At 71.6% G+C, this 17,828-nt stretch carries 13 protein-coding genes and 1 pseudogene; 10 read left to right on the top strand and 4 right to left on the bottom strand.

What is annotated here, in order from left to right:
• The first annotated feature begins 70 nt into the window (after positions 1 to 70).
• Positions 71 to 784 (top strand): hypothetical protein, encoded by a 714-nt coding sequence (locus ACGFQ9_RS08535; RefSeq protein WP_393572525.1) that lies wholly within the window; start codon positions 71 to 73, stop codon positions 782 to 784.
• 13 nt (positions 785 to 797) lie between these two features.
• On the top strand, positions 798 to 2,069 hold the full coding sequence (locus ACGFQ9_RS08530; protein WP_393572523.1) for an ATP-binding protein: 1,272 nt from the start codon (positions 798 to 800) through the stop codon (positions 2,067 to 2,069).
• A 22-nt stretch (positions 2,070 to 2,091) separates the two neighbouring features.
• Here the strand turns inward: ACGFQ9_RS08530 and ACGFQ9_RS08525 are convergent, their stop codons facing one another.
• The gene (locus tag ACGFQ9_RS08525; protein ID WP_393572521.1) at positions 2,092 to 4,176 is read right to left on the bottom strand and encodes a PhoX family protein; all 2,085 of its coding nucleotides are present in this window, start codon (positions 4,174 to 4,176) and stop codon (positions 2,092 to 2,094) included.
• Positions 4,177 to 4,484: 308 nt separating this feature from the next.
• Between ACGFQ9_RS08525 and ACGFQ9_RS08520 the strand changes: the two genes are divergently transcribed.
• Both ACGFQ9_RS08520 and ACGFQ9_RS08515 read left to right on the top strand, forming a co-directional pair.
• Positions 4,485 to 6,095: a VWA domain-containing protein gene (locus ACGFQ9_RS08520; RefSeq protein WP_393572519.1), complete on the top strand. Its 1,611-nt coding sequence runs from the start codon at positions 4,485 to 4,487 to the stop codon at positions 6,093 to 6,095.
• A gap of 92 nt (positions 6,096 to 6,187) precedes the next feature.
• Complete coding sequence (locus ACGFQ9_RS08515; RefSeq protein ID WP_393572517.1) at positions 6,188 to 6,613, top strand: hypothetical protein; 426 nt, start codon at positions 6,188 to 6,190, stop codon at positions 6,611 to 6,613.
• An 81-nt stretch (positions 6,614 to 6,694) separates the two neighbouring features.
• Here the strand turns inward: ACGFQ9_RS08515 and aspS are convergent, their stop codons facing one another.
• On the bottom strand, positions 6,695 to 8,527 hold the full coding sequence (gene aspS, locus ACGFQ9_RS08510) for an aspartate--tRNA ligase (RefSeq protein WP_393573009.1): 1,833 nt from the start codon (positions 8,525 to 8,527) through the stop codon (positions 6,695 to 6,697).
• Between the two features lie 187 nt (positions 8,528 to 8,714).
• Between aspS and ACGFQ9_RS08505 the strand changes: the two genes are divergently transcribed.
• The 4 genes and pseudogenes from ACGFQ9_RS08505 to ACGFQ9_RS08490 form a co-directional block, all read left to right on the top strand.
• Positions 8,715 to 10,685, top strand: a complete 1,971-nt coding sequence (locus ACGFQ9_RS08505) for a SpoIIE family protein phosphatase (RefSeq protein ID WP_393572515.1) — start codon at positions 8,715 to 8,717, stop codon at positions 10,683 to 10,685.
• Between the two features lie 101 nt (positions 10,686 to 10,786).
• Complete coding sequence (locus ACGFQ9_RS08500) at positions 10,787 to 11,890, top strand: AI-2E family transporter (protein ID WP_393573007.1); 1,104 nt, start codon at positions 10,787 to 10,789, stop codon at positions 11,888 to 11,890.
• 83 nt (positions 11,891 to 11,973) lie between these two features.
• Entirely contained in the window at positions 11,974 to 13,476 is a 1,503-nt protein-coding gene (locus ACGFQ9_RS08495) for a recombinase family protein (RefSeq protein ID WP_393572513.1), read from the top strand.
• 27 nt (positions 13,477 to 13,503) lie between these two features.
• Positions 13,504 to 13,601 (top strand): annotated as a pseudogene (locus tag ACGFQ9_RS08490) (DNA mismatch repair protein MutT); the annotation flags it as partial.
• 90 nt (positions 13,602 to 13,691) lie between these two features.
• On the opposite strand, the gene ACGFQ9_RS08485 reads toward ACGFQ9_RS08490, so the two are convergent.
• A complete protein-coding gene (locus tag ACGFQ9_RS08485; RefSeq protein ID WP_393572511.1) occupies positions 13,692 to 14,663 on the bottom strand; it encodes a pirin family protein in 972 nt (323 codons plus the stop codon).
• A gap of 126 nt (positions 14,664 to 14,789) precedes the next feature.
• Between ACGFQ9_RS08485 and ACGFQ9_RS08480 the strand changes: the two genes are divergently transcribed.
• A complete protein-coding gene (locus ACGFQ9_RS08480; protein WP_393572509.1) occupies positions 14,790 to 15,245 on the top strand; it encodes a hypothetical protein in 456 nt (151 codons plus the stop codon).
• Between the two features lie 70 nt (positions 15,246 to 15,315).
• Here the strand turns inward: ACGFQ9_RS08480 and ACGFQ9_RS08475 are convergent, their stop codons facing one another.
• Entirely contained in the window at positions 15,316 to 15,768 is a 453-nt protein-coding gene (locus ACGFQ9_RS08475; protein WP_393572507.1) for an SseB family protein, read from the bottom strand.
• 146 nt (positions 15,769 to 15,914) lie between these two features.
• On the opposite strand from ACGFQ9_RS08475, the gene ACGFQ9_RS08470 reads away from it, so the two are divergent.
• Positions 15,915 to 17,744: an acyl-CoA dehydrogenase gene (locus ACGFQ9_RS08470; RefSeq protein ID WP_393572505.1), complete on the top strand. Its 1,830-nt coding sequence runs from the start codon at positions 15,915 to 15,917 to the stop codon at positions 17,742 to 17,744.
• Positions 17,745 to 17,828: the final 84 nt, after the last annotated feature.

The raw sequence follows: 17,828 nt of genomic DNA, 5'->3' as shown, positions 1-17,828 counted from the left end.
GGCAGCCGCAGTGTCCCCCGGACGGCTGCCGGACCGGGCCGGTCCCGCCGGGGCAGGAGAGCATCGGAGCATGCGGCACCGCCCGGCCCTCGCAGCCCTCAGCGCCCTCCTCGCGGCGACGGCCGGCTGTGCCGACATCGAGGGTCTGCAGAGCGACGGCGACCTCGGCGAGGCCCACGCCCCGCTCACGCTGTGGAAGGGCCTGCGGCCGTCACCGCCGCCGCCCGGGGACGACCCGGGCGTGCCCGCCGCCGTCCCCGGCCTTCCGGCGGTGCCCTCGGGCAGCATGCGCGGGGTCGACCCCCTCGCCGTCGTCCGCGCGGACATCACCGCCGCCGCCCGCCGGGACGGCGGCACCGGCCGGCTCGTCGACCCCCGTGCCCTGCGGCGGCTCGCGCTCTGTACACAGGCTGTGGACAGCGGCGGCAAGGCCGGCGCCGGGTGCCCCGTGCGCCCGGCCGTGCTGCACGACCTCACCGGGGACGGCAAGGAGGACCTGATCACCGCCCTGGACCTGGACGGCAGGCTCAGCGAACTGCGCGTCTACAGCGTGCGGAACGGCCGGATCACCCGGGTCCTGTCCCGCCGGGCCGTCCTGGAGGGCGTCGAGGTCGCCGCCGAGCACCTCGCGGTCCGCGAGCCCACCTCCGACCGAGGTCTCGTCGCGGTCTCCGACTACGTCTGGGACCCGGACGCAGGGACCATGGAGCTGGCCCAGCTCAGCCTCGACGACTGCCCCGAACGCGGGCAGGACTCCGAGCCCTGCCCCCAGGGCGAGATCTGACGGGGGCGGGCACATGGGCAGTCTGCGGTGGAAGATCGCGGCCATCACCACCGCCGTGTGCTGCACCGTCGCCGCCGTCCTCGGCATCCTCGTGCACAACGTGGTGGCGCGGCAGGTCGTCGGCGAGGTCCGCAAGGAGCTGCGCACCGAACTGGACCACGCGCTCGCCTCGTACGAGTACGGCACCGTGCTCGACGACGGGAGGGGTGCTCTGGACCCGCCCGGCCTGCCCGCACCGCTGCGCCGCCTCGTCGCCCGCGGCGACACCGGCAGCATGACCGGCGACCGCGACGGCAAGCCGGTGATGTGGGCGGCCGGCCCCGCCGACGGCAGACCGCTCGCGGTCTGGGCGCCGTACGAGGAGACGCGCCGCCGGCTCCGGGACCTCGACGCGGCGATCCTCGCGTGCTCCGCGCTGGCCGCCGCCCTGGTCACGCTGGCCGGTCTGTTCCTCGCCGGCCGGATCAGCCGCCGGCTGGCCACCACCGCCGCCGTGGCCCGCCGGATCAGCGCGGGGGACCTCGACGCCCGCGTCGGCTTCCCGGCCGAGGACACCCGCGACGGCCGCGGTCACCGGGACGAGGTCCGCGACGTGGCCGTCGCCCTGGACACCATGGCCGAGTCCCTGCAGTCCCGGCTGGAGGCGGAGAAGCGCTTCACCGCGGACGTGGCGCACGAGTTGCGCACCCCGCTGACCGGGTCGCTCGCCGCGGCATCGCTGCTGCCCGAGGGCCGGCCCAAAGAGATGATCAACGACCGGCTGCGGGCACTGCACCTGCTGACCGAGGACCTGCTGGAGATCTCCCGGCTCGACTCCGGGGTGGAGCACGCCGACCTGGAACCCCTCGAACTGGGCCCGGCGGTACGCCGGATCGTCGCGGCGGGAACGGCCGCCGGCGTCACCACCGCCGAGGTCACCGTCGTACGGGACGCGGTGGTGCTCACCGACCGCCGCCGGCTGGACCGGATCCTGGCGAACCTGCTGGTCAACGCCGACCGGCACGGCCGTCCACCGGTCGAGGTGACCGTGGACGGGCCGGAGGTCGCGGTCCGTGACCACGGGCCGGGCTATCCGGCCGAACTGATCGAACGCGGCCCGCGGCGGTTCCGCACCGGGGATCCGGGGCGGGGCCGGGGTCACGGACTGGGCCTGACCATCGTGGTGGGCCAGGCCGCCGTGCTGAAGATCGGACTGGGTTTCGCCAACGCGCCGGACGGCGGCGCGCTGACGAAACTCGTCCTGCCCATCGACGAAGGGATCTCACGCCCCGACGAGGGAGAGTGAACCGCCAGACGTCTCAGACGTCTCAGACGCCGATGTTGCGGCCGTCCTTGCGCCAGACGCTCACGACCGCCGGGCGGACGATCTTGCCCGGGCCGTCGGGCCACACCGACTGCGGGTTCTCGACGGAGGCGCCGTCGAGCTCACCGGGGTGCTGGACGGCCACCAGGACGCGCTTGTCCTGGATCAGCGGGCCGCAGGTCTCGGCACCGCGCGGGACCGTCAGGAACTGCTTGAGCTCACCGCGGCGCTCACCGCTGACCGCGACGCCGAACAGGCCGTCGTGCGAGCCGAGCTGGTTGCCGTCGGTGGAGATCCACAGGTTGCCGTGCGGGTCGAAGGCCACGTTGTCCGGGCAGGAGATCGGGCTGACCTTGTCCTTCGGGAAGCCCGCGAAGTAGGTGGCCGGGTCGTTCGGGTCACCGGCGACCAGGAACAGGCGCCAGGCGAAGGCGTCGCCGGCCGGGTCGTCGAAGCTCTCGGCGAGCTCCAGGATCTGGCCGTGCTTGTTGGCGTTGCGCGGGTTGGCCTCGTCGGCGGCCGGCGAGCCGGCGGTGCCGCGCTTGGTGTTGTTGGTCAGCGCGACGTACACGCGGCCGGTGCGCGGCGACGGCTCGACGTCCTCGGGGCGGTCCATCTTGGTGGCGCCCACCTTGTCGGCGGCCTGGCGCGTGAAGATGTACACCTCCTCGGCGGTGAAGCCCTCGACGTGCGAGACGTTGCCGGTGGCGAGCGGGATCCACTGGCCGGTGCCGTCGAACTGGCCGTCCGAGGGGTACTTGCCGCTGCCGTCGATCTGGTCGGCCGGGGAGTCGCCGGTCAGCTTGGCGACGTAGAGGGTGCCCTCGTCGAGGAGCGTGAGGTTGTGCTCCTTCGCGGCGCGGGTGTTGCCCTTCATCATCCGCTTGCTGGAGACGAACTTGTAGAAGTAGTCGAAGCGCTCGTCGTCGCCCATGTAGACGACCGGACGGCCGTCCTCGGTGAGGCGGGGCTGCGCGGCCTCGTGCTTGAAGCGGCCCAGCGCGGTGCGCTTGCGCGGCACGGAGTTCGGGTCGTACGGGTCGAGCTCGACGACCCAGCCGAAGCGGTTGGCCTCGTTGGGCTCCTGGGCGACGTCGAAGCGCTTGTCGAAACGCTCCCACTTGCGCTCGGAGGCGGCACCGGTGATGCCGTAGCGCTTGAGGCGGGCGGCCTGGACGGGCTCGGTGACGGAGCCGCCGTTGGCGAAGTACTGGTTGAAGTTCTCCTCGCCGTGGAGGGTGGTGCCCCACGGGGTGGTGCCGCCGGCGCAGTTGTTGAGGGTGCCGAGCACCTTGGTGCCGGACGGGTCCACGGAGGTCTTCAGCAGGGCGCTGCCGGCGGCCGGGCCGGTCATGCGGAACTCGCTGGTCGTGTGGAGGCGGCGGTTGAGCTGGTGGCGGCTGACGGCCGTCAGCTTGCCGCTGCGGTGGTCCTCCTGGACGACGACCACGGACAGGCCGTGTGCGGCCCAGGCGATCTCGACCTGCTCCTTGGTCGGGTTGGCCGCGTCGTAGCCCTTGAACATCAGGACTTCGTCCGTGTACTCGTGGTTGGCGACGAGCAGCTGCTGGCGCTCGTAGCCGCCACCGAGCGGGAGCAGGCTCAGGAAGTCGTTGTTGTAGCCGAACTGACCGGCCTGGGCGGCGGCGGTCTGCTTGTCGGCGTTGAAGCCGGGGGCACCGCGGAGGATCGGGTCGCCCCACTTGATGACCACGTTCTGCGCGTAGCCCTCGGGGATGGTGACCTGGTCGGCGGTGTTGGGGGCGACCGGGGCGAAGCGGAGGCCACGGGCGGCCTGGCCGGCCGACTCGGCGCCGGCGGCGGCCGCGTCGCCCTCGGCGGCAACGGCGGTGCCACCGCTCTGGCTCAGCGCGACGGAGCTGCCGACGGCACCGGCGACGGTGACCACGGCGGCGGCGCGCATCATGGAACGGCGGGAGTAGGCCTTGGCTATGACGTCGCCGGCGTACTCGTTGTCGCTGGTGTTGGGAACCTCGTGGAAGCAGGCGTCACCGCAGCGGTAACGGCAGGTGAGGGCAGAACGGTTGCCCCCGTGATTGTTGGACAAAAGGGGCAGCAGCTTGCGCACGACGACGTCCTCCGGGTAGGTACACGGCGACGCCCCCTGCGCCGACACCGTGTCGGAACGAATCCAGCGGTGACGGTAAGTGGGCGTTGCGCCACTACGGCAGCACGTGGATGAACACTGCATGAACGCGATAGGTCAGAGCGGGAGTTCACTCCCGTGGCTCCGGGCCCTTACGGCAGGCACCCCGAAAGGGCGCCCCTCCCGAAGATCCAGCCAAGGGGCCGATAACCTTACGTGTCCACTGTGGGCAGGGATCTTCCGCGCAGGACGGACAAATGACGCACGCTAATCATGCGAAAGGCTCGCCCATGGGTATTCGGAGCTTGTTGCGCAAGGTGTTCGGACGCTCTTCGGAGGCGGCTCCGGAGACCTCCACCGATCCCACTGCCACCCAGCAGCCCGCCCTTCCGGCGCAGGCAGCCGAGCGGACGCCGCTGGACGCGGCGGAAGCGTTGGTGGCCGCGTCCTTCGACAGCCCGACCGTCCCGCCGCAGTCCGCTCCGCGCGACCGCGGCACCCTTCTGACCGCCCCCGCCCCCGCCGCGGACCCGACGGTCCCGGAGGCCCGCCGCGAGGCGGCTCCGGCCCCGAAGGCCGCTGACGCGGCCGAGGCGGCACCGAAGCCGGTGGCCGCCGAGGCGGCCAGGGCCGAGGCCGATACCGCGGACACCGTCGAGACGGCTGCGGAGCCGGTGGCCGGCGAGGCCGCGCCCGCGGTGGAGCCCGTCGCCGCCGCAGCGGCCGAGCCGGAGGCTCCGGCGGAGCCCGAGGTTGCCGCGGTCAACGCCGAGGCGGCCGAGGAACAGCCCGAGGTTGCCGGGCCGGTCGCCGTGCAGGCGGAGGACGCCCCCGCCGAGCCGGTGGCCGCCGACGCGGCCGAGTCCGGGCCCGAGCCCGAGGCTCCCGCCGCCGAGGCCGTGCCGGAGCCGCGGGCCACCGAGGTGGAGCCCGTCGCCGCCGAGGCGGCCGAGGCGCCGGTCGAGGCCGTTGCCGAGCCCGTTGCCGAGACGGCGGCGGAGCCCTCGGTCACCGAGGTGCAGGCCGAGCCCGTGACGGAGCCCGTGGCCGACGAGCCGGTCGCCGCCCGGGCGGAGGAGGCTCCCGCCGAGCCGCAGGCCGAAGCCCCGGCCGTCGAGGCCGAGCCGGAGACCGCTCCCGAGCCCGTCGCCGCGCAGACCGAGGACAGCCCGGCCGAGCCGGAGACCGCCGCCGAGCCCGTCGCCGTGGCGCCGGAAGACGCCCCGGCGGAGGACGCTCCGGCCGAGGTCGGGCCGGCGGTGGCGCTTGCCGCGGTGAAGCGGCGGGCGCCTGAGGTCGCCGGGGCGTACAAGGCCGCCGGGCAGGTGCTGCGCGGCAAGGGCCGCGCCGGGACCCGGGCCAAGGTGTACCTCGTGCTCGACCGGTCCGGCTCCATGCGCCCGTTCTACAAGGACGGCAGCGCCCAGCACCTCGCCGACCACGCGCTCGCCCTCGCCGCGCACCTCGACGAGGACGCCACCGTCCACACCGTGTTCTTCTCGACGGACATCGACGGCACCGCCGACCTCACCCTCGACAACAGCGAGGGCTGGGTGGAGCGCACCCACGCCGAACTCGGGCGCATGGGCCGCACCAGCTACCACCGCGCCGTCGAGGCCGTCGTCGAGCACTACGAGAAGTCGCAGTACGAGGGCCCGGCCTACGTCGTGTTCCAGACGGACGGCGCGCCCGACAACCGCCAGCCGGCCAAGCAGGCGCTCGCCGACGCGGCCGGGCACGACATCCACTGGCAGTTCGTCGCCTTCGGCGACACCGACAACAAGGCGTTCGACTTCCTCAGGAAGCTGGACGCCCCGAACGCCGGCTTCTTCCACGCCGGCCCCGCCCCGGCCGAACTGACCTCGGCCGCCCTGCTCAAGGGCGTCCTCGGCGGGTACTAGGGGGTACGGCGGGGCAGATGGGGCCGTACTCAGACCGGTTTGAGTATCCGGCCCGACGCGGCGGAGTCCGCCCGGCACATAGCGTGCCGGGCATGGACGCCAACGAGAACAAGGGAACGGGAGCCGGCACCGCCGCGGTGGTGCTCGGCGGGGCTGGGCTGACGGCGCTGACGGCGCCCCTGGTCCACCCGGTGCTGATGCCCCTGGCGCTGCTCGCCCCGCTGCCCGGCATCGCCGCGGTCGTGTGCGGGATCGTCGCCCGCTCCCGCACCCGGCGCGGTCTCGCCCCTGCCGCCGGTCCGGCCAGGGCCGGTATCGCGCTCGGCACCCTGGCCGTCGTGGTGCCGGTCCTGATGGCCGGCTGGGCGTTCTGGGCGCTGAACGACGCGTACTCGGAAGAGGTCCGCAAGGGCGACGCCTACAACAGCGGCTACGGCCACGGCCATGACGGGCCGGAGTACACCGCGCCCGACCCGGCCGCCGTCGCCCCCGGCACGGGCCCGCGCCTCAGCGGATGACCTCCACCGAGCCGGGCGCCCATATGCCGGAAGGGCCCGGGATCCCATGGATCCCGGGCCCTTCCGGCATGTTCAGTCCGCTCAGCGCGCCGCGTCCGGGTGGACCGCCTCGGCGACCGGCTTCGCGTCGGCCGGCTTCGCGTCCGCCGCCTTGACCTCGGCCGGCTTGCGCAGGGCGATGTTCAGCTCGCGCAGGCGGGCCTCCTCCAGCACCGTCGGCGCGCCCATCATCAGGTCCTGGGCGTTGCCGTTCAGCGGGAAGGCGATGGTCTCGCGGATGTTCGGCTCGTCGGCCAGCAGCATCACGATGCGGTCGACGCCCGGGGCGATGCCACCGTGCGGCGGGGCGCCGAGGCGGAACGCGCGCAGCATGCCCGCGAACTCGCGCTCCACGGTCTCCGCCTCGTAACCGGCGATCTCGAAGGCCTTCAGCATGACGTCCGGCTCGTGGTTCCGGATGGCGCCGGAGGACAGCTCGATGCCGTTGCAGACGATGTCGTACTGCCACGCCAGGATGTCCAGCGGGTCCTTCTCCTCCAGGTCCTTCATGCCGCCCTGCGGCATGGAGAACGGGTTGTGGGAGAAGTCGATCCTGCCGGTCTCCTCGTCCCGCTCGTACATCGGGAAGTCGACGATCCAGCAGAACCGGAAGACGTTCTCCTCGAAGTGGCCGGCGCGCTTGGCGGCCTCGACCCGGACCGGGCCCATGATCTTGGAGACCTCGTCGAACTCGCCCGCGCCGAAGAAGACGGCGTGGCCCGCCACCAGGCCCAGACGCTCGGTGAGGACCTTGACGTTCTCCTCGGTGAGGAACTTGGCGATCGGGCCGGTCAGCGAGCCGTCCTCGCCGACGCGGACCCAGGCCAGGCCCTTCGCGCCGAGGGAGACCGCGTAGTCGCCGAGGCCGTCGAAGAACTTGCGCGGCTGGGCGGCGGTGTCCGGCACCGGCAGGGCGCGGACGTGCTTGCCGGCGAACGCCTTGAACTCCGAGCCCTCGAAGACGTCGGTGATGTCGACGAGCTCCAGCTTGGCGCGCAGGTCCGGCTTGTCGTTGCCGTACTTGAGCATCGACTCGCGGAACGGGATCCGCGGGAACGGGGAGGTGACCTCACGGCCGTTGCCGAACTCGGTGAAGAGCTCGGTCATCAGCTTCTCGATCGGCTGGAACACGTCCTCCTGCTCGACGAAGGACATCTCCACGTCGAGCTGGTAGAACTCGCCCGGCGAACGGTCGGCGCGGGCGTCCTCGTCGCGGAAGCAGGGCGCGATCTGGAAGTAGCGGTCGAAGCCGGAGATCATCAGCAGCTGCTTGAACTGCTGCGGAGCCTGCGGCAGCGCGTAGAACTTGCCCGGGTTCAGGCGGGACGGCACCACGAAGTCACGCGCGCCCTCGGGGGAGGTCGCGGTCAGGATCGGGGTCGCCATCTCGTTGAAGCCGAGGGCCACCATCTTGTGGCGGATCGCGGCGATCACGGCCGAGCGCAGCATGATGTTGCGGTGCATGCGCTCGCGGCGCAGGTCGAGGAAGCGGTACTCCAGGCGGCGCTCCTCGTTCACACCGTCGTCGGTGTTGATCGTGAAGGGCAGCGGGGCGGCCGCACCGAGCACCTCGACCTCGGCGGCCTCGATCTCGATCTCGCCGGTGGGCAGCTCGGAGTTGATGTTCTCCGCGCCACGGGAGACGACCTTGCCGTCGACCCGGACCACGGTCTCCTTGGAGAGCTTGTCCAGGACGTCGGCGGCGGCGGTGCCGGGACGGGCGACGAGCTGCGTGATGCCGTAGTGGTCGCGCAGATCGATGAAGAGGATGCCGCCCAGGTCTCGACGATTGTGCAGCCAGCCGCTCAGCCGGACGTCGGCGCCGACGTCAGAGGCACGGAGCTCGCCGCAGGTGTGGGACCTGTACCGATGCATCATTCATCCAGTTCTTCGCGATAGCAGGTGGGATACAACCCCACCAAGGTTACCGTCCGGGTCGGGACGGGACCGCCGACGTACCTGCCCTGTGGACAACCGCTCTCGGACAGGCCGCTCCCGCCGACGGCCTGTAAAGATGACGTAATGCGCACCCGAGGACGTCCTGGCCGCCACGGCGACGGGCATGTGGCGCTGGGACAACGCCTCCGGGATCGTGACCCTCGACGGCGAGGCCGCCCGGCTGCTCGGCCTGCCCGCCGCCCGCGTCGACCTGCCCGAGGTCGCCGTGCGCTCCCGCTTCCATCCGGTGGACTGGAACGAGATCAACGGCATCGTGAACCTCGCCGTCGCCGCGCACACCGCGATCACCGGCGACTGGCGGCGCTCCCGGGAGGCCTTCCTGCTGGACGCCGGACGCGCGCTGGCCGAGGCCCGGTCCACCGCCGAGGTGCTGCGGGTCGCGGCCTCGCTGTCCATGCCGGGCTTCACCCCGGACGGACTCGCGGTGTTCGGTTCGGCCGGCGACCGGCTGTCGATCATCGGGCACCACGGGCACAATCCGGGGGACGAGGGCCCGTTCACCGAGATGCTGGTGGAGACGGACTACCCGGCCGCGGAGGTCGTCCGCACCGGCCGCGCGATCTACCTGCCCAGCCCGGAGGAGTACGAGCGCCGCTATCCGGCCGCCTGGCCGCTCGCCCGCCGCTTCGGCCGGGCGTCCTGGGCCTTCGTTCCGCTGATCGTGGCCGGGCGGACCATGGGCGCCTGGATGGCCGCCTTCCGGCACCCGGTGTCCTTCTCCCCCGACGAGCGGTCCGTGCTGACCACCGTGGCCCGGATGCTCGCCCAGGCCCTCCAGCGGGCCGGGGTGGCCGAGTCCGAGCGGGAGCTCACCACCGGCCTGCAGCGGTCGATGATGCCCACCCTCGGCCCGGAGATCCCCGGGATGACGGTGGCCGCACGCTACGTGCCCACCGGCGGAGGCCTCCAGGTAGGCGGCGACTGGTACGACATGATCCCGCTGCCGTCGGGCCGGTTCGCGCTGGTCATCGGCGACGTACAGGGCCACGACGTACGGGCGGCCGGGCTGATGGGCCAGCTCCGGATCGCGGTGCGCGCGTACGCCTCGGAAGGCCACCGGCCGGACGCGGTGCTCTCCCGCGCCTCCCGCTTCCTCGCCGGACTGACCGACTCCTACGGCGCGTACGGCGGGCCCGGGAAAGACGGGGCGGACGGCGCGGACGGGGACGAGGAGGCGTCCGGCCCCCGCTTCGCCACCTGCCTGTACGTCGAGTGCGACCCGGAGACCGGCACGCTGGAGGTGGCCCGGGCCGGCCATCCCGACCCGGTGGTCCGGATGGCCGACGGGACGGTGCTGATGCGCCCCACGGCGGGCGGGCTCCCCCTGGGCATCGTCCCCGACACCGACTACCCGACGACCCGGTTCACCCTCGAACCGGGCGAGACGATGATGCTGTGCACGGACGGGCTCATCGAGACCGGCGGACACGACCTGGACACCGGCTGGGCCCGGCTGCGGGCCATCCTGGAGGACCGGTCGCACGACGCGGTGGACCTGGAGAAGCTCGCCGACCTGCTGGTCTCCGCCGTGCACGGCCCGTCCTCGCACCACACCACCGGCCCGCTGGCGGACCGCCGCGAGGACGACATAGCGGTGGTGCTGCTCTGCCGGGAGGGCCCGGGCCGCGGCTGCGGCGACGCGCTCGCCCACCCCGTACGGCCGGCCCGCCGCACCATGCTGACGGTGGCGCAGGCCGAGCCCCAGCGCATCGCGGGCGCCCGCCGCCAGGTGCGCGAGCTGCTGCACGACTGGGCGGACGCCGACCAGGTCGACTCGGCGGTGCTGCTGGTCTCCGAGATGCTCGCCAACGTGCTGATGCACACCGACGGGGACGCCCTGCTGGTCGCGGAGGCGGTCGGCGAGCTCGGCGAGCGCCGGTTCCGGGTCGAGGTCGCCGACTCCAGCGATGAACTGCCGCACAAGCGGCACCCGGGCGAGACGGCCTCCAGCGGACGCGGGGTGCTGCTGATGGAGATGCTCGCCGACAGCTGGGGCGTGGACCCGCGTGGCGCGGGCAAGTCCATCTGGTTCGAGCTGTACGAGCAGGCGAAGCCGGGGCCGGCGGCCGGCTGACCTGCCCGTGTCCGCACCCGGCCGGACACCGCCGGACTCGGCCGGACCCGGCTGGACCCGGCCGGACCCGGCCGGGCACGTGGTTGGATGACGCCGTGTCGATCTCCCTTCTCCCCGAACCGGTCCGGCGGCTCGCCGCCTGGTGCGCCGTCTTCCTCCTCGTCACCGGCGTGGCGGCGGTGCTGATCTGGCTGTGCATCACCTTCAAGGCCGCCGTCACGCCCGCGCTGCTCGCGCTGCTCGGCACGGCCCTGCTCGGGCCGATGCACCGGCGGCTCATCCGGATGCGGGTGAACCGTTCCCTCGCCGCCGCGCTGACCTGCCTCGCCGTCGTCGCCCTGGTCGGCGGCGCCACGTACGCCGTGGGGCTCGCGCTGGTCCAGACGGGCGACGAGATCGTCGACTCGCTGCGCAAGGCCGGCCGGGACATCGCCGAGCACTTCGGGGCGGCCGGCACCTCGCTGGAGGACCTCGCCAAGAACTCCAAGGACCTGCTCTCGAAGTTCGGCGGCACCGCCGCCTCCGGCGTGATCACCGGGCTCAGCGTGGTCGGCCAGATGCTGGCGACGGCGCTGCTGGCGATGATCCTGGTCTTCTTCTTCCTGCGCGACTCGCACCGGGCGGCGGGAACCCTGCGCTCCATGGTGCCCAGCCACTCCGGGGACATGATCGAGGCGATGGGCCGCCGGGCCTACGAGGCCGTCGAGGGCTTCATGCGCGGCACCACCTTCATCGCCCTGATCGACGCCGTCCTCATCACCGTGGGCCTGCTCGTGCTCAAGGTGCCCGGAGCGGTGGGCCTGGGCGCGCTGGTCTTCGTGACCGCGTACATCCCCTACCTCGGCGCCTTCCTCTCCGGCGCCGTCGCGGTCCTGGTGGCCTTCGCCGACGGCGGCTGGACGGTCGGCCTGTGGGCGCTGGGCGTGGTCCTGGCCGTGCAGGTCATCGAGGGGAACATACTGCAGCCGGTGGTGCAGAGCCGGACCGTGCAGATGCACCCGGCCGCGGTCATGCTCACGATCACCGCGGGCGCGAGCATCGCCGGGATCCTGGGCATGCTGCTCGCCGTACCGCTGACGGCGGCGGCCTTCGGCGTTCTGTCGGAACTCCGGGCCCGCTACGCGGCTCCCCTGCCCGAGGCCGGGACCGGGCCGGGGACCACACCCGACGCCGGCCCGGGGGCCGAGCCCGCGCCGCAGGGCTGAGGGCGCGGCCCCGAAAGCAGGCACAGGCCCCCTTCCCGGTCGAACCGGGCAGGGGGCCTGCGTGTGACGGGGACCTGTCGCGGATGGACCCACTGGACGCCATCCCCATCGTCACGGAGCTGCTCAACCTCGGCGTGACGATCGTCAGCCTCACCGAGGGCGAGTTCCGCAAGGGCAACCTGATGGACCTGATCCATCTGATCCTGCGGCTCGACGCGGCCCACAGCGAGAGCAAGAACAAGAGCGACGCCGTGCGGGCCGCCAAGAAGACCGCCGCCGAGCTCGGCGGATATCTGGGCGGCAAGCCGCCGTACGGCTTCCGCATGGTCCCCGAGACGCGCCTAACGCTCGAACGCAGGCCCGTCGTCATTCAGGTGCTGGAGCACGATCCCGACGAGGTGCCGGTGATCCGGGACATGTGGGCGCGGATCAAGAAGCACCGAGACATGCCGTACACGCCGGGGGCCGGACGCCGGCACCTCGGATCGCTGACGGGCATCTGTGCCCAGATGACCGCCGACGGGGTGCCGACCAAGGGCCAGAAGGTCGGCAAGAAGACGAAGGACAGCGTCTGGGACCCGAAGACGGCCATGCGCATCCTCCGGGACCCGCGCATCGCGGGGTACGCCGCCACCCCGGTCTACAAGCGCCGCGAGGACGGCAAGCTGACCAGCACCATCGAGAGCTACCGCATCGAGCGCGATCCCGGGACGATGGAACCGGTCGCGGTCTACCCGCCGATCATCCCGCCCGCCGAGTGGCACGAACTCCAGGAGTGGCTCGACGGCCGGGGCCAAGGCAAGGGCCTGTCGCGCGGGCACGCCGTCCTCTCCGCTTTGGACGTCCTGTTCTGCGACTGCGGCGCGGTCATGACCTCACACCGGGCGCCCACCCCGAACAAAGCCGCCTACCGGTGCCGCCGCCGGAAGGCACTGCCGGGCCAGCACGAGGGCGAGTGCACCGTCAGCATGAAGACCCTGGACCTGTACGTGGCTCGACGGATCTTCGCTCTGATCCAGACCGTCGAGGACGACCCGGACACGGCGATCATCCTCGCCGAGGCGGCACGCCGGTACGCGGCCCGGACCGAGCAGCCCGAGATCGTGGGCGAACAGCGCAGCCTCGTCTCCGAGCGCGCCGACGCCAAGCACGCGCTGGAGGAGCTGTACGACCGTGAGGAGTCCGGCGACTACGACGATCCGGTCGGCCGTCGGCGCTTCCGCGAGCGCCGCGAACGGCTCCTCGGCCGCATGGAGCGGGCGGAGGCACGGCTTGCCGAACTGGAGGAGGCGGCGACACCCACGCTCCCGATCCACCTGTGGCTGCCAGTGGGTGCGAGAGACGTGGACCCGGTGGGCGAGGGATCGTGGTGGGAGACCGCAACGACGCAGGAGCGCCGGGACTTCGTGAAGCTGTTCGTCCGCCGGATCACGGTCACGAAGGCGGGCGGGGCGGGGAAGTCGACGCCGGTGGAGCAACGCGCAACGGTCGAGTTCGTACAGCCGGAGCTGACCGAGGAGGAGGAGATCGAAGCGATGGAACTGAGACTTCCCGGGCGCGAAGAGGAGCTCGCCATAGTGGTCTGATCCCCTCCTGGGCCAGTGGAGGCGGCGGCAAACGCCATTCCCGATGCCTTCGTCGACACCACCGCCAGCGCCCTACACCGCTACCTCGCGGGGGAGCAGAGGTTTCCCTCGACGGCTGGCAATAGGGGCGGGGAAATCCCCCTCAGGTCACACGCGGAGCCCTCGTGCACGAGGGCTCCGGACCGGACTCGTCCGTACATGGACCGGCGCGAGTCCTACATTCCGCCCTCGGACATCCCGTGCACGGCCGGAATCGTGCCCAGCCGGCCCTTCTGGAAGTCCTCGAACGCCTGCTGAAGTTCGGCCTGGCTGTTCATGACGAACGGACCGTAGTGGGCCATGGGCTCACGAATCGGCTGCCCACCGAGCAGCACGACCTCCAGGTCCGGTGCGTGGGAGTCCTGCTTCTCGTCCGCTCGGACGGTGAGCGAGGAACCGGTGCCGAAGACGGCGGTCTGGCCAAGGTGGATCGGACGGCGCTCGGCACCCACCGAGCCGCGGCCCGCCAGGACGTACGCCAGGCCGTTGAAGTCCTCCCGCCACGGCAGGGTGATCTCCGCGCCCGGCGCCAGCGTCGCGTGGATCATCGTGATCGGCGTGTGCGTGATGCCGGGGCCCTGGTGGCCGTCCAGCTCGCCGGCGATGACGCGGAGCAGCGCGCCGCCGTCGGGGGACGTCAGCAGCTGGACGTTGCCGCCGCGGATGTCCTGGTAGCGCGGCGCCATCATCTTGTCCTTGGCCGGCAGGTTCACCCACAGCTGGAGGCCGTGGAAGAGTCCACCCGACACCACCAAGTGCTCCGGCGGGGCCTCGATGTGGAGCAGGCCCGAGCCGGCGGTCATCCACTGGGTGTCGCCGTTGGTGATGGTGCCGCCACCGCCGTTGGAGTCATGGTGGTCGAAGATCCCGTCGATGATGTACGTGACGGTCTCGAAGCCGCGGTGCGGGTGCCACGGGGTCCCCTTCGGTTCCCCTGGCTGATACTCCACCTCGCCCATCTGGTCCATCATGATGAACGGGTCGAGGTACTGGTAGTTGATCCCGGCGAAGGCCCGGCGCACCGGGAATCCCTCGCCCTCGAACCCGGCGGGCGCGGTCGTCACGGCGAGCACCTTGCGCGGCACGGCCGTCTGGGGTTCGGCGACGCGCGGGAGCGTCAACGGGTTCTCCACGGTCACAGCAGGCATGGTCGGACCTCCTTCTGCGTCGAGTTTAGTTGAAACTCGAACTTTCTGCCACACCTGCAGAACAGAAGAGGCCCCGGGGGCATTCCCGGGGCCAACCTTTGCCGGTCGCACTGCGTCCTACCGGTCATGATGGAGATCATCAACAGCGGCGACATCCCCGACGGCGAGGAAGAGGGCGAGGTCCGCCCCGGCCCGTGGTGGCGGCACACGCTCTGGGTCCTGGGCGTGACCGCCGGCGCCATCGCCTTCGCCTGGGTCGCCTCGTCCTTCCGGCTGGGCCCCGAGGAGTACGGCATCCCGCGGGCCGCCCCCGGCTCCCTCTGGCCGATGCTCGGCGTGTGCGCGGCCGTGGGCCTGGTGGCGGTCGCGGCACTGCGGGCGACCGCCGCCCGCATCCCCGTCTACGGCCCCGGCCGCGTCGGCTTCGTCCTCGTGTCCTTCGGCGCCCGGCTGGCGGTGGGCTTCGATCCGGGACCGGGCGTCGTCGCGGCCGGCGCCGCCGCGGTCGTGCTCGCGGCCGCGATCTGGTGCGCGTACGCCGCGTGGACCCACCGCGGCACCCTCTCCACCGCGACGGGCTAGCGGGCCGGCGACGACCCGCCGGGCGAACGCCCCGAGCCGGTCGGTGCGCTCGCCCGCCTTGCGGCGGCGTCTAGCCGTACATGCGGCGCATGGCGTAGTCGACCATCTGCTCCACGGCCTTCGCGTCGAAGACCATGCGGTGGTCGCCCTCCATGTCCAGCACGAAGCCGTACCCCGTCGGCAGCAGGTCGATGACTTCGGCGCCGGTGATGACGAAGTACTTGGACTCCTTGCCGGCGTACCGGCGCAGCTCCTTCAGCGTGCTGAACATCGGGATCACCGGCTGCTGGGTGTTGTGCAGCGCCAGGAAGCCCGGGGTGTCACCGCGCGGGCAGAAGACCCGGGAGGTCGCGAAGATCTGCTGGAAGTCCTCGGCGGACAGCGAGCCCGTGGTGAAGGCCCGGACCGCGTCGGCCAGTGACGGCGGCGAGGGCTCGGGGTAGAGCGGCTGCTCGGCGTACCCGCCCGGCATCTGCTGCTGTTGCGGGGCGGCGTACTGCTGCTGCTGGTCGTAGCCGTACATGGGAAAAGACTACCGACCGCGCCTGGCGATGCTGGTCACAGTCCACAGGCAGGGGTTGATTCTTATTACTGGTGGGTAGCAAAATGACGTTACCGATTGGTACGTACGAGGAACCTGTCTCCCGAGCGCTTAACGGAGCCGTCGCCATGGGGCACTACAAGTCGAATCTCCGCGACATCGAGTTCAACCTCTTCGAGGTGCTCGGCCGCGACAAGCTGTACGGCACCGGCCCGTTCGAGGAGATGGACGCGGAGACCGCGAAGAGCATCCTCTCCGAGATCGCCCGCCTCGCCGAGAACGAGCTGGCCGAGTCCTTCGCCGACGCCGACCGCAACCCGCCGGTCTTCGACCCGGAGACCAACACCGCCCCGGTGCCGGCCTCCTTCAAGAAGAGCTACGAGGCCTTCATGGACTCGGAGTACTGGCGCCTCGGCCTGCCGGAGGAGATCGGCGGCACCACCTCGCCCCGCTCCCTGATCTGGGCCTACGCGGAGCTGCTGCTCGGCTCGAACCCGGCCGTCTGGATGTACTCCTCCGGCCCGGCGTTCGCCGGCATCCTCCACGCCGAGGGCAACGAGACGCAGAAGCGCATCGCGCAGATAGCCGTCGAGAAGCGCTGGGGCTCCACCATGGTCCTCACCGAGCCGGACGCGGGCTCGGACGTCGGCGCCGGCCGCACCAAGGCGGTCCAGCAGGAGGACGGCTCCTGGCACATCGAGGGCGTGAAGCGCTTCATCACCTCCGGTGAGCACGACATGGAGGAGAACATCCTCCACTACGTCCTCGCGCGCCCCGAGGGCCACGGCCCGGGCACCAAGGGCCTGTCGCTCTTCCTCGTCCCGAAGTTCCACTTCGACTGGGAGACCGGCGAGCTGGGCGAGCGCAACGGCGTCTACGCCACCAACGTCGAGCACAAGATGGGCCTGAAGGCCTCCAACACGTGCGAGATGACCTTCGGCGACCAGCACCCCGCCAAGGGCTGGCTGATCGGTGACAAGCACGACGGCATCCGCCAGATGTTCATGATCATCGAGTTCGCCCGCATGATGGTCGGCACGAAGGCCATCGCCACCCTCTCCACCGGCTACCTCAACGCGCTGGAGTACGCCAAGGAGCGCGTGCAGGGCCCGGACCTGGCGAACTTCATGGACAAGACCGCGCCCAAGGTCACCATCACGCACCACCCCGACGTGCGCCGCTCGCTGATGACGCAGAAGGCGTACGCCGAGGGCATGCGCTCCCTGGTGCTCTACACCGCGGCCGTCCAGGACTCCATCGCCCTCAAGGAGGCGGCCGGCGAGGACGCCTCCGCCGAGATCGGCCTGAACGACCTGCTCCTGCCGATCGTGAAGGGCTACGGCTCGGAGCGCTCCTACGCGCTGCTCGCCGAGTCCCTGCAGATCTTCGGCGGCTCCGGCTACCTGCAGGAGTACCCGATCGAGCAGTACATCCGCGACGCGAAGATCGACACCCTGTACGAGGGCACCACCGCCATCCAGGGCCAGGACTTCTTCTTCCGGAAGATCGTCCGCGACCAGGGCGCCTCCCTGAACCTCCTCTCCGAGGAGATCAAGAAGTTCCTCGCCACCGCCGAGGGCGGCGAGGAGCTGGCCGGCGCCCGCGACGCGCTCGCCAAGGCCGCCGTGGACCTGGAGGCCATCGTCGGCCAGATGATCACCGACCTCACCGCCACCGGCGAGGACGTCAAGAACATCTACAAGGTCGGCCAGAACACCACCCGCCTGCTGATGGCCTCCGGCGACGTCGTGACCGGCTACCTGCTGCTCCGCGGTGCCGCCGTGGCCGGCGAGAAGCTCGCGGCCGGCGCCGCCGGCAAGGACGTGGCGTTCTACCAGGGCAAGATCGCGGCGGCGAAGTTCTTCGCCTCCCAGGTCCTGCCGGGCGTCGCGGTCGCGCGGCAGCTCGCCGAGGCCGTCGACAACTCCCTGATGGAGCTCGACGAGGCCGTCTTCTAGACGGTCGGCGGACCCGCGTCCGTACGCGGCGTACGTACGAGGCTGTGGCCGGACCCCTCCGTACCGGGGGTCCGGCCACAGCCG

This window comes from Streptomyces sp. NPDC048603, from assembly GCF_043199475.1.
Classification (GTDB): Bacteria; Actinomycetota; Actinomycetes; order Streptomycetales; family Streptomycetaceae; genus Streptomyces.
Note: the sequence above shows the minus strand (reverse complement) of the source record. Positions and strands in the feature narration are given on the sequence as shown.